At 63.1% G+C, this 14,107-nt stretch carries 15 protein-coding genes and 1 riboswitch; of the genes, 8 read left to right on the forward strand and 7 right to left on the reverse strand.

Annotation, left to right across the window (positions count from 1 at the left end; all coding sequences use genetic code 11):
* Positions 1–9: 9 nt before the first annotated feature.
* Complete coding sequence (locus tag LDN85_RS14485; protein ID WP_223943382.1) at positions 10–996, reverse strand: SDR family NAD(P)-dependent oxidoreductase; 987 nt, start codon at positions 994–996, stop codon at positions 10–12.
* A 37-nt stretch (positions 997–1,033) separates the two neighbouring features.
* A complete protein-coding gene (gene moeB, locus LDN85_RS14490) occupies positions 1,034–2,236 on the reverse strand; it encodes a molybdopterin-synthase adenylyltransferase MoeB (RefSeq protein WP_026546196.1) in 1,203 nt (400 codons plus the stop codon).
* A 6-nt stretch (positions 2,237–2,242) separates the two neighbouring features.
* On the opposite strand from moeB, the gene LDN85_RS14495 reads away from it, so the two are divergent.
* From LDN85_RS14495 to LDN85_RS14505, 3 genes are read left to right on the forward strand one after another with little or no spacing between them, the layout of a single operon-like run.
* Complete coding sequence (locus LDN85_RS14495; RefSeq protein WP_026539988.1) at positions 2,243–2,977, forward strand: TetR/AcrR family transcriptional regulator; 735 nt, start codon at positions 2,243–2,245, stop codon at positions 2,975–2,977.
* A gap of 50 nt (positions 2,978–3,027) precedes the next feature.
* Positions 3,028–3,252, forward strand: a complete 225-nt coding sequence (locus LDN85_RS14500; protein ID WP_026539987.1) for a DUF3107 domain-containing protein — start codon at positions 3,028–3,030, stop codon at positions 3,250–3,252.
* A gap of 39 nt (positions 3,253–3,291) precedes the next feature.
* Positions 3,292–3,594 (forward strand): hypothetical protein, encoded by a 303-nt coding sequence (locus LDN85_RS14505; RefSeq protein ID WP_026539986.1) that lies wholly within the window; start codon positions 3,292–3,294, stop codon positions 3,592–3,594.
* An 87-nt stretch (positions 3,595–3,681) separates the two neighbouring features.
* On the opposite strand, the gene LDN85_RS14510 is transcribed toward LDN85_RS14505, so the two are convergent.
* The 3 genes from LDN85_RS14510 to thiO all read right to left on the reverse strand — a co-directional run bounded on the left by LDN85_RS14510 (position 3,682) and on the right by thiO (position 6,013).
* Positions 3,682–4,479 (reverse strand): thiazole synthase, encoded by a 798-nt coding sequence (locus LDN85_RS14510; RefSeq protein ID WP_223943383.1) that lies wholly within the window; start codon positions 4,477–4,479, stop codon positions 3,682–3,684.
* 3 nt (positions 4,480–4,482) lie between these two features.
* Positions 4,483–4,719, reverse strand: coding sequence for a sulfur carrier protein ThiS (gene thiS, locus LDN85_RS14515; protein WP_026539984.1), 237 nt, complete (start codon positions 4,717–4,719; stop codon positions 4,483–4,485).
* A gap of 37 nt (positions 4,720–4,756) precedes the next feature.
* Positions 4,757–6,013 carry a glycine oxidase ThiO gene (gene thiO / locus LDN85_RS14520; protein WP_223943384.1) on the reverse strand — a complete coding sequence of 419 codons (1,257 nt, stop codon included), beginning with the start codon at positions 6,011–6,013 and terminating at the stop codon, positions 4,757–4,759.
* Positions 6,006–6,124, reverse strand: a riboswitch (TPP riboswitch). (Overlaps the previous gene by 8 nt.)
* 27 nt (positions 6,125–6,151) lie before the next feature.
* Between thiO and thiE the strand changes: the two genes are divergently transcribed.
* From thiE to LDN85_RS14545, 5 genes are all read left to right on the forward strand, one after another.
* The gene (gene thiE / locus LDN85_RS14525) at positions 6,152–6,835 is read left to right on the forward strand and encodes a thiamine phosphate synthase (RefSeq protein WP_026546199.1); all 684 of its coding nucleotides are present in this window, start codon (positions 6,152–6,154) and stop codon (positions 6,833–6,835) included.
* Positions 6,836–7,005: 170 nt separating this feature from the next.
* Positions 7,006–7,962 carry a TM2 domain-containing protein gene (locus LDN85_RS14530; protein WP_223943385.1) on the forward strand — a complete coding sequence of 319 codons (957 nt, stop codon included), beginning with the start codon at positions 7,006–7,008 and terminating at the stop codon, positions 7,960–7,962.
* Between the two features lie 110 nt (positions 7,963–8,072).
* Positions 8,073–9,581 carry an RNB domain-containing ribonuclease gene (locus LDN85_RS14535; protein ID WP_223943386.1) on the forward strand — a complete coding sequence of 503 codons (1,509 nt, stop codon included), beginning with the start codon at positions 8,073–8,075 and terminating at the stop codon, positions 9,579–9,581.
* Positions 9,582–9,859: 278 nt separating this feature from the next.
* Entirely contained in the window at positions 9,860–11,590 is a 1,731-nt protein-coding gene (locus LDN85_RS14540) for a DEAD/DEAH box helicase (protein WP_026539980.1), read from the forward strand.
* 8 nt (positions 11,591–11,598) lie between these two features.
* Complete coding sequence (locus LDN85_RS14545) at positions 11,599–12,477, forward strand: site-specific DNA-methyltransferase (protein WP_026539979.1); 879 nt, start codon at positions 11,599–11,601, stop codon at positions 12,475–12,477.
* Between the two features lie 82 nt (positions 12,478–12,559).
* Here the strand turns inward: LDN85_RS14545 and LDN85_RS14550 are convergent, their stop codons facing one another.
* The gene (locus LDN85_RS14550) at positions 12,560–13,168 is read right to left on the reverse strand and encodes a MarC family protein (protein WP_223943387.1); all 609 of its coding nucleotides are present in this window, start codon (positions 13,166–13,168) and stop codon (positions 12,560–12,562) included.
* A 13-nt stretch (positions 13,169–13,181) separates the two neighbouring features.
* Positions 13,182–14,027: a PHP domain-containing protein gene (locus LDN85_RS14555; RefSeq protein WP_223943388.1), complete on the reverse strand. Its 846-nt coding sequence runs from the start codon at positions 14,025–14,027 to the stop codon at positions 13,182–13,184.
* Positions 14,028–14,107 lie beyond the last annotated feature (80 nt).

Raw genomic sequence — 14,107 nt, forward strand, 5'->3', positions numbered from 1 at the left:
AACTCCCCCTTATCCGAAGGCATTCACGCCAGTCATTTCCGCCGACAGATTCCATAGTTTTGTCGCCTCTGCCCTGTCCACGGCGTGAGCGTCAACTCCCTGGTAGCGGGCCAGCGGTGAATTCTTGTCCGTGGGCCTGGCGACATCGCAATCCTCACAGTAGACACCGCCCCTGCCTGCCAGCGCAGGGGAAGTCGCTGCCCATACGGAGGTCGCTGCGCCTTGCTCCGGTGACTTGAACCCTTCCCGCAGGTTGCCTTCGGCATCCATCCACCCTGCGGCCACCATTTCTTCCTTGGGCAAATGGCGCTGCAATTCTGTCATGATGCCCCCTGGATGCACGGCGAAAGCCCGCACGCCGGAGCTCTGTCCGCGGCGGTCCAATTCCACCGCGAAGAGGGCATTTGCGGTTTTGGCCTGGCCATAGGCCTGCCACTTTTCATACCCGGCGGAAAAGTTGATGTCCTCAAAACGGATTGGTGAGAGCTTGTGTCCTGTGGAGGACAAGGAGACGACGCGGGCCGAACCGGACGCTGCCAGGGCCGGCCACAGTTCATTCACCAGGGTGTAATGGCCCAAATGGTTGGTAGCGAACTGCGCTTCCCAGCCAGGACCCACGCGTTCTTCCGGACTGGCCATGATGGCAGCGTTGTTGATGAGGATGTCCAACGTGTCATGGCCGGCGAGGAACCGTGCGGCAAATTCCTTGACGCTGGACTGGTCTGCCAGGTCCAGGTGCTCCACGCCAACATCGGTGAGGCCCGCTTCCTGCAGGACACCCCTGGCGTGTTCAGGCCGGCGGGCAGGGACAGTGACTTCCGCACCGGCGGAGACCAAGGCACGCACAGTCTCCAAACCGAGGCCCGAGTATCCGCCTGTGACAATTGCGCTCTTGCCGGTCAGGTCAATGCCTTCAATGACATCTGCGGCTGTTGAACCGTGCCCGAATCCGGAGTCGATGGGGTGCTGCGGGGTTTCTGTCCATTCTTCGCTCATGGTTGAGCTTCGCAGATCCGCCGGGAACGGGCAACGATCAGTACACTGGCTTGCCCGGCTCGACGTCCCGCACCCAGGCGAGGATTCCGCCGTCGAGATGGCTGACGCGGGTATACCCGGCCTTCTGCGCCGCCTCCAGCACAGCGGCCGAGCGTGTCCCGGCCTTGCAGTGGAAAACAATGTCCTTGTCCTGGGGCAAGTCCGCCCACGCCTCACCGGAGAGAATGCGGCCTTGCGGGATGAGGACAGAGCCATCGATGCTGACGATGCTGTGCTCGCCGGACTCGCGCACGTCCACGAGATCGAAATCCCTCTCCCCCGCCTGGCGCTCTGCCAGCATCCGCGAGAGGTCCTTGGCCGAAACAGTATGGTCCTGGTCGGTTGCCGCCGGTGGCGTCACACCGCAAAAGGCCTCGTAGTCAGTCAGTTCCGTGATGGGTTCGGCTTCCGGGTCCTTGGAGACCTTGATTTCGCGCCAGCTGCCGCCCAGCGCGTCAAAAAGGGCCACCCGGCCCAGCAATGAACGCCCGACGCCGGTGATCAGCTTCACGGCTTCGGTCACCATCAGCGACCCCACCGCTGCGCACAACATCCCAAAGACTCCGCCCTCGCCGCAGGACGGTACCGACCCGGCAGGAGGAGCTTCAGGATAGAGGTCCCTGTAGGTCGGACCATGCTCGGCCCAAAAGACACTGACCTGGCCGTCGAACCGGAAGATGGACCCCCAGACGTAAGGCTTCCCGAGGATGGCAGCGGCGTCGTTGACGAGGTACCGGGTGGCAAAGTTGTCTGCGCCGTCCAGGATGAGGTCGTACTGGGCAAACAGCTCCAGGGCGTTGGATGAGTCCAGCCGGATGTTATGCAGGACCACGTTGACCAGGGGGTTGAGCCCGGCGATTGCGTCACGGGCGGATTCGATTTTGGGGATTCCCACGTCCTTGACGCCGTGAATGACTTGGCGCTGCAAATTGGTGAGATCCACCACGTCGTCGTCCACGATTCCGAGGGTGCCAACGCCTGCCGCCGCCAGATACAGCAGCGCCGGAGAACCCAATCCGCCGGCGCCTATGACCAGGACCTTCGCATTCTTGAGCCTGCGTTGGCCCAGGGCGCCGATTTCGGGAATGATGAGATGCCGGGAGTATCGCTCCACCTCGGCCGGCGTGAGTTCGGCGGCAGGTTCAACCAAGGGCGGCAGGACAGCGGGCGCAGCAGGGCGGGCAGCAACAATTGAGGCCATACCCCAATGTATGCCCGCCGATGCCGCCCGGTCATATTACCCACCGGTAGAGTGGTCATAACTGCAAAGGAAAGGCGGCAGACTGTGGCTGACGGCACAAGGGCACACGACGGGGTACCGGCCAAGCAGGAACGGGCTGTTTCAACCCGTTCACCAAGATTGCCGCGCGACGAGCGCCGCGCACAGTTGCTGAATGCCGCACTTGAAGTTTTTGTCTCCAACGGTTTCCATGGTGCGGCCATGGACGAAATCGCTGAAGCCGCCCACGTCAGCAAGCCGGTGCTTTACCAGCACTTTCCGTCCAAGCGCGAGCTCTATATGGCCCTTTTGGACAGCCACCTGGCCACGCTGACAGAGCTGATGCTCAGCGCCTTGAACTCCACTTCGGACAACAAAGAGCGCGTGAAGGCCGTCATGCGCGCCTATTACCGGTTCATCGCCGATGACGACCAGGCCCACCGGCTGGTCTTCGAGTCGGACCTCATCAACGATCCCGACGTCAGTTCCCGCTTGGAGACTTTCAACAAGACGTTCGCTGATGCGGTGGCCCACGTCATTGCCGAGGACACCAAGCTGCCTCCTTTGGAGGCCCAGCTCCTGGGCCGCGGCCTGGCCGGAATGGCGCAGGTCAGCGCCCGCTACTGGCTTGAAACAGACGGAAACCTTGACCTCGATGTGGCCAGTGATCTGATCTATCGTTTAGCTTGGCGCGGAATCAGTCGATTCCCCAAAGAGTCCTAGGCTACAAATAGAGGACAGACTTACAACTTGATTGGCTTGGAGGCCTTGCTGTGGAAGTAAAGATCGGCATTCAGAACGTTGGCCGTGAAATCGTGCTCGAATCCGCTTTGGATGCAGACGCCGTGGCCAAGATCGTGGCAGAGGCCGTGTCCAAGGGCTCGGAACTGCGCCTGACCGACGAAAAGGGCCGCCAGATCATTGTTCCCGGCAGCGTCCTTGGCTATGTGGAGATCGGCGCCGAGGAAGTCCGCCGCGTCGGTTTCGGCGCCCTCTAGGGCACCGGCCCAACCAACGCAGTCCGCTAAGGAGTCTTCATGCTTTCACTCGTCGTTGTGGTCCTGGCCACCGTTGCCACCGGATTCATCGTGTGGGCCAACGACAAAAGGCACGGCAAATACGGTGTCGCTTTGCCTGCCGGAGTTTCGGCGACTGTGGGCACCTTGAGCTGGATTGCGTTCATCAGCGCCGGACTGGGCTATCAGCCCGGGGCCACCTGGATTCCGTGGGTGCTGCCCATCGTTCTGGGAACAGCCGCAGCTGCAGGCGTTGTGGTCTACCTGGGCCGGGTCCGCACGCAGCACGATACCGCTGCCCTGACCAAGGCGCTCAGGCTCTAGCAGCCGCAAGAACAAACAACAGTGACCGACGCCCTGGGGCGCCGGTCACTGTTGTTTAATCCTTCACTGTTGTTTAAGCAGTCACCGTTAGAGGAACTCCGCCCGGCCCTCCATGGCCGAGGACGCCAAAGCGTGCTCACGCCGGGGAATCCTGCCCGCCAGCCTGGCCAGCCGGCCCGCGATCACAGCATGTTTGAAGGCCTCGCCCATCTGCACCGGGTTCTGCGCCCGGGTGACCGCGGTGGCCAACAGCACGGCGTCGCACCCCAGTTCCATGGCAAGGGCAGCATCGGAGGCCGTCCCAATTCCTGCGTCGAGCACCACTGGGACCGAGCCCCGGGAGACGATGAGTTCAATGTTGTGCGGGTTCAGGATGCCCAGTCCGGTTCCGATGGGCGAGCCCAGGGGCATCACAGCGGCAGCTCCCAGATTTTCGAGGCGCAAGGCCAGGACGGGGTCGTCGTTGGTGTAGGCGAAGACTTTGAATCCCCGGTTGACCAGTTGTTCCGTTGCCTCGACCAGTTCCACGGCATCGGGGAGAAGCGTGTGCTCGTCAGCGATGACCTCCAGCTTCACCCAGTCAGTCTCCAGCGCCTCACGCGCCAATTCAGCAGTCATCACCGCGTCTTTGGCCGTGAAGCAGCCGGCGGTGTTGGGCAGGACACGGATCCCGTGGTCCACCAGGAGCTGGAAGAGCGATCCCGTTTCCGCCGGGGAGTAGCGGCGCATGGCCACGGTGGTGAGCTCGGTTCCGGATGCGAGCAGCGCGGCACCAAGGCCGTCCAGGCTCGGGGCACCCCCGGTACCCATGATCAGGCGGGAGCCGAACCCGACGCCGTCGATCACCAGGGCGTCGGTACGGACCTCAGTATTTGTCGTAGTCATGGTTCAGCCTCCTTGGACTGCTGTTACAAGTTCGAGTTCGTCTCCGTCGGCGAGCGCCGTCGCGGCCCATTGACTGCGCGGTACCACCTCGGAATTGCGGGCGACGGCGATACCCAGCTTGCCGCCGTCGGCCGCCTGTCCGCTGTGGTCCAGGGCGCGGCCGGTGACAGCGGTGACCAAGGTGCTGACGGACGCGTCCTCCGGCACGGCGTGATCGGAACCGTTGAGTTTGATGTTCATGCTGCTTCCTTGTTCTCGGGATTAAGGCAACGCAGTGTCACTTATGGCCCACTGCGGAGGCTTCAAAGGGCCACAAGTGACCCCGGGTTGCACTGAAACGGTCGGGGCGGAAGGGGTCCCACCTGGGGTCTGATGAACCGTTGAACAACCCGCCCACGATTTTTGCGGCTACCGGTGTCAGGAGGACACCGTGCCGGAAGAAGCCCGTAGCGACCACCAGACCTTCAACGTCCCCGGTGGGGCCGGCCGCGCGTCCCAGCAACGGGGCGTTGTCCGGCGTTCCGGGGCGGGCCCGGGCTGTTGCTTCGAGCAGTTCGAGTTCGGCCACTGCGGGAGCCAGCACCTGGGCGTCCCGCAGCAACTGGTAGACGCCACCTGCGGAGACGGCATTGGAGGATGCTGAGAGCCCGTCCTCCCGCTGGGTAGCACCGATGACCACGGTGCCGTCGTCGCGGGGCACGATGTAAACGGGTACTCCGCGGACCATCCCCCGGACAGTGGAACTGAGCAGGGGGCGCAGGTGTCCGGGCACCCGGAGCCTGAGGATGTCGCCGTATACCGGCCGCACAGGGAGGGTCAGCCCGTCCGGAAGGCCCTCAAGCTCAGATGACCCCAGTCCGTTGGCCACTACGGTTTCTTTGGCCAGGACTGTGGCCCCGGACTCAAGTTCGGCTCCCGTGACACGACCGGATTGCCAGAGCAATCGTGTCGCCTTGGCCGCAACGGCAAACCCGTTCCCGGCGCCCTGGACCCAGGTGGAGTCGCCGGCTGCGTGGTCTGCCAACCCTGCGATGAGGCATGAGGCCAGCTTTCGGGGATCCACCTGGTGATCTGCGGGAATGTCGAAGGCACAGGAAATTTGCGGGCTCAGGAGCGGCTCGCGTTCGCGGGCCTCACGCAAGGTCAGGGGCTCAACCCCAAGACCGGCAGCAAGCTGGACCGTACGCAGATCTGCCAGCGCCTTCCGGTCCGCGGCATCGGCACCTACGGCCAGCGTCGGCGTCGTGCGGTATCCGGTGTCCCGTCCTCCGTGACCCAGGCTTGCGGCAAAGGAGGGCCACAGGCGGGACGATTCGAGCATCAGGTCCAGAAGGTCTTCCTCCTGGTAGTGCAACTCGCTTACCGGTGCCAACATTCCAGCGGCAGCATACGTGGCTCCCGTAGCGGGCGCGGGATCGATGACCACCACTGAGCGGCCCAGCCGGCGTGCTTGGTGGGCAATGCCGAGTCCGATCACGCCTGCGCCGATGACGGCCACGTCTGCCTGGAGTTGGGGATGGCCGGAATCTGCCATTCGTTTCCTTCCCTACGCCGGTACTAGCCGGATCAGGTCAAGCGGTCGGCGCTGAAGCCCTCTCAGCCGGACGGTCATATAACGAACGTCGCGGCTCCCGCAGTACGTGCCCAGTTTAGAGGAACTACGCTGGTTTCCATGACCCCGACTGACGCCCTCGCCACCGCCCGCCTATACCTGTGCACTGATGCCCGGAGACGGCAAGGCGATTTTGAAGACTTTGTGGACGCCGCTTTTGCCGGTGGGGTGGACATCATCCAGCTGCGCGACAAAACCCTGGAAGCTGCCGAAGAGTTGGAGCTCCTTGCCGTCCTGCGCGGAGTTGCCGAACGCCACGGACGGCTCTGGGCCGTCAACGACCGTGCCGATGTTGCCAGTGTTTCCGGGGCTCCCGTGTTCCATATCGGGCAAAAGGACCTGCCGTTGGGAGTGGCCAGGACATTGCTGCCGCAGCCGGTCACGATCGGCCTGTCCACCCACTCTCCCGAGCAAGTGAACGCGGCAATCGCAGCCTCGCCGGGCCAGGGTGGCCTGGACTATTTCTGTGTTGGTCCCCTCTGGGCAACACCTACCAAACCGGGCCGCGCAGCTGTGGGATTGGACTTGGTCACATATGCCGCAGAAGCAGGCAAACGGGCCGGGGAGACCACAGGCGGCGCCGTGAACCTGCCCTGGTTTGCCATCGGAGGGATTGATCTCAGCAACGTCGAACAGGTAGTGGCTGCCGGAGCCACCAGGATCGTTGTGGTCCGCGCCATCACCGAAGCGACGGATCCGACGACGGCCGCGAAGTCGCTGCTGGAGGCCTTGGACGCCGCCTGAGCCGGCCATTGCGCGGCGGGTGGTCCCGGAAGGCTGTCCACAAGCCCCTTGGCGAAGATTTGCTGCCGCCCACGGTGGTCCTACTAGGCTGAGTCGAAGTGAGTTGACTGTCCAGCCTGCCCGCAGGCCACGTGTCCTCCCCTCGCACCCACTCCCCCGAAGGATGATCCATGAGCAATCCGAGCTACCCTCCCGCGCCCGGGAACGGGAATGCTGCCCCGCCAGTTCCGCCCGCACCCGGTGCTTACGGCAACCAATACCAGGGCCAATACCAGGGCGGGCCGCAATCCACTTATCAGCCTGATCCGGCCTCCAGCCCTTACGGTGTTCCCGGCACGGGTGCTCCGGCAAAGTCCTTCATGGTCACCTGGATCCTGTCCTTGCTTCTGGGTGGCCTCGGTGTTGACCGTTTCTACCTGGGCAAGATCGGCACCGGCATTGCCAAGCTGCTCACGGCGGGTGGGCTCGGCATCTGGTCCATCGTGGACCTCATCATCACACTGACCGGCAACGCACGGGATAAGGAAGGCCGCCCGCTGCAGGGCTATCCGGAAAATAAGAAGAAGGCGTGGATCATCACGCTCGTCGTCTGGTTCGCCGGCCTGATTCTTGGAATCCTGTCCACAGTGTTGTCCCTGACCTTGGTGGCTGCCGCCGTCCAAGGACAGTCCACGCCCCTCCCCGCCGTCCCATCGGCCTCCCAAGAGGCACCGGTCCCGTCCCAGGGCGCTGCCACTGCCGGAAATTCCTTTGACATCACCGTCTCCAAGGGCAACGACGTCAAAGTCACAGTCCTTGACTCCGGATACACCACCGAGATTCCCGAAATGGCTTTTATGAAGCCTCTTAATGGAGGGTTCCTCCTGGTGGAGGTTTCCTGGGAGACCACCGCCGGATCAAGCTTCGCCACGTTCACCAATTTCGAAGCCTTCGACGCTGAGGGCAAGAAGGGCGACCGGATCCTGCTTGGCAGCGAAATGGGTGGCCTGAATTCCGGTGAGGTCGCCGCCGGAGACATCCAGCAGGGCGTCATTGCCTTCGACATCAAGAACGGCCCCACCACCGTGGTCATCAATAATGACGTTGGCGACAAAGCAGCCAGCTTCACCCTGACCCCGGCAGGCTAACCCCCTACCAGGCCAACAGCCGTGCCAAAAGCCCGTTGCCTCCTCGGAGCAACGGGCTTTTGCGTGCGGCGGCGAAGACTATCCGCTGGTTTCGGGCTACCCTGATTTTCGTGTCACATCATCGGATAGCGCCAAACGTAGACGACTCCTCGGACCAGCTTGCTGAAGCACTTGCGGCCCTAAGGACGGAGTTGGAACTCCCTTCTGCCTACCCGGCGGAGGCAGTGGCCGAGGCACAGCAGGCCGTGGAAACCCATGGGTTGCCGGAGCAGGATCTGCGGGACATTCCGTTTGTCACCATCGATCCCGCGACCTCCACTGACCTGGACCAGGCCCTGTTCATCGATCGCGCCGGAGAAGGCTACAAGGTCCTCTACGCCATTGCCGACGTGCCGTCCTTCGTGGTTCCAGGCGGTGCACTTGATGCCGAGACCCGGCACCGCGGACAGACGTTCTATGCGCCCGACGGCCGCATTCCCCTGCACCCGGAGGTCATCAGCGAAAATGCCGGCAGCCTGCTGGCCGGCCAGGATTGCGGTGCCTTCGTGTGGAACTTCGACCTCAACGCAACGGCCGAAGTCGTCTCCGTGGGCCTGTCCCGGGCTGCGGTCCGCAGCCGGGCCAAACTGAGCTACAAGGGCGCCCAACAGCAAATCGATGACAACACGGCCCCGCCTGTGTTGCAGCTCCTTAAAGAAGTGGGACTGAAACGGGTTGAACTGGAAAGGCAGCGTGGAGGCGCGAGCCTGAACATGCCGGAACAGGAAATCGTGCAGGCAACCGACGGCGGCGGGTACAGGATCGTCGCAGCTCCCTCCTTGCCGGTGGAGGACTGGAACGCCCAGATCTCCTTGATGACCGGCATGGCCGCCGCCCAACTGATGCTCGAAGGAAAAGTGGGCATCCTTCGCACAATGCCCGCCCCGGACGAACGTTCGCTGCAGCACTTCAAGCGGCAAACCACCGCCTTGGGCAAGCCGTGGGACGGCCACGTCACCTACGGCGAGTATTTGCGGACCCTTGATGCGTCCGACCCCCGGCAACTGGCCATCCTGCACTCTGCGGGAATGCTGTTCAGGGGTGCCGGTTACACGCCTTTCGACGGCGAAGTCCCTGACACCGTCATCCAGGCGGCCATTGGAGCTCCCTACGCCCACACAACAGCACCATTGCGGCGCCTCATCGACAGATTCGTCCTGGTGATCTGCGAGGCACTGAGCAACAACAGGGACATTCCAGGCTGGGCCCGTGAAGCCTTGCCCTCCTTGCCCGAGATCATGGCATCCTCGGACCAACTGGCGGGGCGGCTTGAGCGTGCAGCACTGGACACCGTGGAAGCGGCACTGGTAGCAAACCACGTTGGCCAGGAATTCGATGCCGTGGTGATTTCAGGTTCCAAGCCCGCCAACGGGAACAACGCCAACGGCAACGGGAATAACGCCAACGGCAGTAACGGCAACAGAACCAACGGCGGTGGCCCCTACGGAACTGTCCAGATCGCAGAACCCGCCGTCACGGCCCGCTGCGACGGCGAACTGGAATCCGGAACCAAGGTTCGCGTCCGCTTGGTCAAGGCCGATATTGCCAGCCGGGAAATCAGGTTCGAACTGATGCAGTAACGCGTTGGGACGGGCGATCCGGGCTTTATGGCTCCCAGAGGATAGACTGGAACTGTAGTAATGGATGCCCGGTCGTTGATTCAGTAGATTTTTTGAATTCAACAAGCCCGCCCCTACGCGATCTTGAGATGTACCAACTGGTCACCAGTGCCAGTACTTAGATAGCCCGCGATCGGCTTCCACTGGATTTGCTTGCGCGCCCGTTCGTGCTCCGGTACGGCTCCGCCGCCCCCGTTGAGCATGCAGCGCCAATGCCCAAATGAATAAGGAAACTCCCTGTGAGTGAATTGCACACCCATGAAGTCCTGACGGACTCCACCGGAACTGAAACCATCGAGCCCGAGGAAACGATCACCTCGGATGAGACGCCCCACGAGATCGAAGAGAAGTCGTTCGCGGACTACAACGTCCGTGCGGACATTGTAGAGTCACTGGCTGACGCCGGGATTACCCACCCCTTCCCCATCCAGGCCATGACCCTGCCGGTGGCCCTGAGCGGCCACGACATCATTGGCCAGGCCAAGACGGGTACCGGCAAGACGTTGGGCTTCGGCATTCCCGCCCTTCAGCGCGTAGTCGGCCGCGACGATGCGGGCTTTGAAAAGCTTGCCGTTCCGGGTGCACCCCAGGCCTTGGTCATCGTGCCCACGCGTGAACTCGCGGTGCAGGTAGCCAACGATCTCCAGACCGCCTCACGCAAGCGCAACGCCCGCATCGCCACCATCTATGGCGGCCGTGCCTACGAGCCCCAGGTCGATGCCCTGCAGAAGGGCGTCGAAATCGTTGTCGGCACCCCTGGCCGGTTGATCGATCTCTACAAGCAGAAGCACCTGAGCTTGAAGAACGTCAAGATGGTCATTCTTGACGAGGCCGACGAAATGCTGGACCTCGGCTTCCTCCCGGACGTCGAGACCCTGATTGCCGGTACTCCCGCCGTCCGGCAGACGCTGCTCTTCTCGGCGACGATGCCCGGCCCGGTCATCGCGATGGCTCGCCGCTACATGACGCAGCCCACCCACATCCGCGCCGCTGATCCCAACGACGAGGGCCTCACCAAACGGGACATCCGCCAGCTCATCTACCGTGCACACAGCATGGACAAGACTGAGGTCGTAGCCCGTATCCTCCAGGCCCGCGGACGCGGCCGGACCATCATCTTCACCAAGACCAAGCGCACCGCTGCCAAAGTTGCCGAGGAACTGGTTGACCGCGGTTTTGCTGCCGCAGCCATCCACGGCGACCTCGGCCAAGGTGCCCGCGAGCAAGCCCTCCGCGCTTTCCGCAACAACAAGGTGGACGTCCTGGTGGCCACAGACGTCGCAGCCCGCGGCATCGATGTCGATGACGTCACGCACGTCATCAACTACCAGTGCGTGGAAGACGAAAAGATCTACCTGCACCGTGTGGGACGTACCGGCCGCGCAGGCAACAAGGGCACCGCAGTGACGTTTGTCGACTGGGATGACATGCCTCGCTGGGGCCTGATCAACAAGGCCCTGGGGCTCAGCGTTCCCGAGCCGGTGGAAACCTACTCCTCCTCGCCGCACCTCTACTCCGACCTGGACATCCCGGAGGGCACCAAGGGCCGTTTGCCGCGCAATAAGCGTGTCCTCGCCGGCGTCGACGCGGAGGTCCTTGAAGACCTCGGCGAGACCGGCAAGAAGAACGCCGGCTCCGGTCGTTCGGGCCGCGACGGCGGACGTGACGGCAAGCGCGACGGCGGTCGTGACAGCGGCCGTGGACGGCAAGCCAGGAACAACGACCGTGTCTCCGGCGAGTCCAGTGACTCAAGCGAATCCAAGGGTGAGGGCGGACGCAACCGTACGCGCCGCCGTCGTACCTCCGACGCTGAAGCAGCCCCCGCAGCCGGCGCCTCGGAAAGCCGCACAGCTGCGACCGACGGGGCAGAAAAGCCTGCCCGGACGCGTCGTACGCGCACGCGCCGCCGCAACGGCGAAGTGGTTTCCGGTGAAACCGCAGCTGCCCAGTCCGGCAGCGCCGAGGCCTAAAAACCTCAATGACTGAAACTGTTTGGGCGCCGGACGGCGGCAATTTGGTGGTGCACGCGGACAACGCGGAGTTCCTCCCTACGCTGCCGGACGGCGCCTTCACACTCATCTACGTGGACCCGCCCTTCAACACGGGCCGGGTTCAGCGCCGCCAGGAAACCCGCATGGTGCGCAACGCTGATGGCGACGGCGATCGCGTGGGCTTCAAGGGCCGCTCCTACGACACCATCAAGGGTGCCCTGCACAGCTACGATGACGCCTTCAGCGACTACTGGTCCTTCCTGGAACCCAAACTGGTCGAGGCCTGGCGGCTGCTGTCCGACGACGGCACCCTGTACCTGCACCTGGACTACCGCGAGGTTCACTACGCCAAGGTGATGCTTGACGCCATCTTCGGCAGGGAATGCTTCCTGAACGAGATCATCTGGGCGTACGACTACGGCGCCCGGGCCAAGAACCGTTGGCCTACCAAGCACGACAACATCCTGGTGTACGTGAAGAACCCCGCCAAGTACCACTTCGACAACGCCGAAGTGGACCGCGAACCGTACATGGCCCCCGGCCTGGTGACCCCCGCCAAGCGCGAGCTCGGCAAGCTGCCCACCGACGTTTGGTGGCACACCATCGTTTCCCCCACGGGCCGCGAGAAGACCGGCTACCCTACCCAAAAACCCGAAGGCCTGGTCCGCAGGATCGTTTCGGCCTCCAGCCGCGAAGGTGACTGGTGCCTCGATTTCTTCGCCGGATCAGGGACCTTGGGAGCGGTGGCAGCGAAGCTTGGCCGCAGCTTTGTCTGCGTGGACCAGAATGAACAGGCCATTGAGGTCATGCGGAAACGGCTGGGCAGCAAGGCCGTGTTCCATGAGGTCCAGCCAAGCAGCCTCTAGCCAATTTGGCGAGGCCGATTTATGGCGAGGCCGATTTATGGCGAGGCCGATTTAGGCAAGGCTGAGTCGGGGTTTCAGCGCGTCAGGCTGCGCCTTGCACGAAAGCTGTCACGGAATCCGCGATCATCTGGACGGCAATGGCCGAAAGGAGCAAACCGGCAATCCGGGTGACAAGCTCCACGCCGTTCTCGCCCAGCACGCGCTGCACCACGCCCGCGAACCGCATGGCCAGGTACAGCGAGGCCAACACCACGGCAATTCCAAGCCCCACGGCCAGGTACTCAGATAGCTGGCCGGACTGCTGCACGAACACCATCACGGCAACAATCGCGCCGGGACCGGCCATGAGTGGGGTGCCCAGCGGCACGAAGGCCACATTCTTGTATTTGGCCGCATTTTCCTCGCCGCTGGTGGAGCCGGTCAGCAGCTGCAAGGCAATGAGGACCAACAACAGTCCGCCGGCACCCTGCAAGGCAGCCAGCGAAATATGCATGTAGTTGAGGATCGACTGGCCAAAAATCGCGAACACCACAATCACGCCTGTGGCCACCAGCAGTGCCTGGAAGGCCGAGCGGTTGCGGTCCCTGGCCGACATTTGGGCCGTCAAGGACATGAAGATCGGGACCGTCCCGGGCGGGTCCATGATCACGAACAGCGTGACGATCACCGAGGCGAGCAGCTGCAAATCCACTCAGGGACCCCTTTCAACGAATAACGGTGCTGCCTGTTGCCAGTTCCTCAATCCGGGCCAGTACCGTGGGCGAGGTAGTGTTCTCGCCCAGCAGGTTCGGCTTGCCCGCGCCGTGGTAATCCGATGACCCCGTGATAAGCAGGCCGTGCCGGGCAGCCAATGTCCGCAGGAAGGCCCGCCCGTCCTCCGGGTTGTCCCGGTGTTCAACCTCAAGGCCCAGCAGCCCGGCATCGATCATGTCCCGGTAGGTCCCCTCCCCCACGATCCTTCCCCTGGACGACGCCACGGGATGGGCGAAGACAGGAACACCGCCGGCGGCGCGTACAAGCTCGACGGCGACAGCGGGGTCCGGCGCATAGTGCTGCACGAAGTACCGCGAGTGTGATGTCAGGATGGAGGTAAAGGCCTCGGTACGGTCCGCGACCACCCCGGCGGCAACCAGGGCATCGGCAATGTGGGGGCGTCCCACTGTTGCGCCGGGGGCCACGTGGTGGATGACGTCGTCCCATGTCAAGGGATAATCCTCAGACAATAAGGTGACCATGTGCTCGGCACGGGTCAGCCGGGCATCCTTGGACTTGGTGATTTCCTCCAGGAGACCCGCGTGTGAGGGATCATGCAGGTAGCTCAGCAGGTGGACGCTGATGCCTTGTTCGGTCCGGCAGGAAATCTCCATGCCCGGAACAAAGGCAATGCCATGTTCGCGGGCGGCTGCAGCGGCCGGATCCCAGCCATCGGTGGAATCGTGGTCCGTCAGCGCCACCGCGTCCAGGCCCGCGGCAACAGCAGAAATGATCACCCCCGCCGGGGTCTCGGTTCCGTCGGAAACATTGGAGTGCGCATGCAGGTCTATCCTCACTTTCCCAGCCTAGGGGATGTGGGCCTTCTTGGCCGGTTGCGCCGTTGGCCTCCTCACCGAACTGGTGGGACGATGTAACG

It is taken from the genome of Arthrobacter sp. StoSoilB20, from assembly GCF_019977295.1.
GTDB lineage: Bacteria > Actinomycetota > Actinomycetes > Actinomycetales > Micrococcaceae > Arthrobacter > Arthrobacter nicotinovorans_A.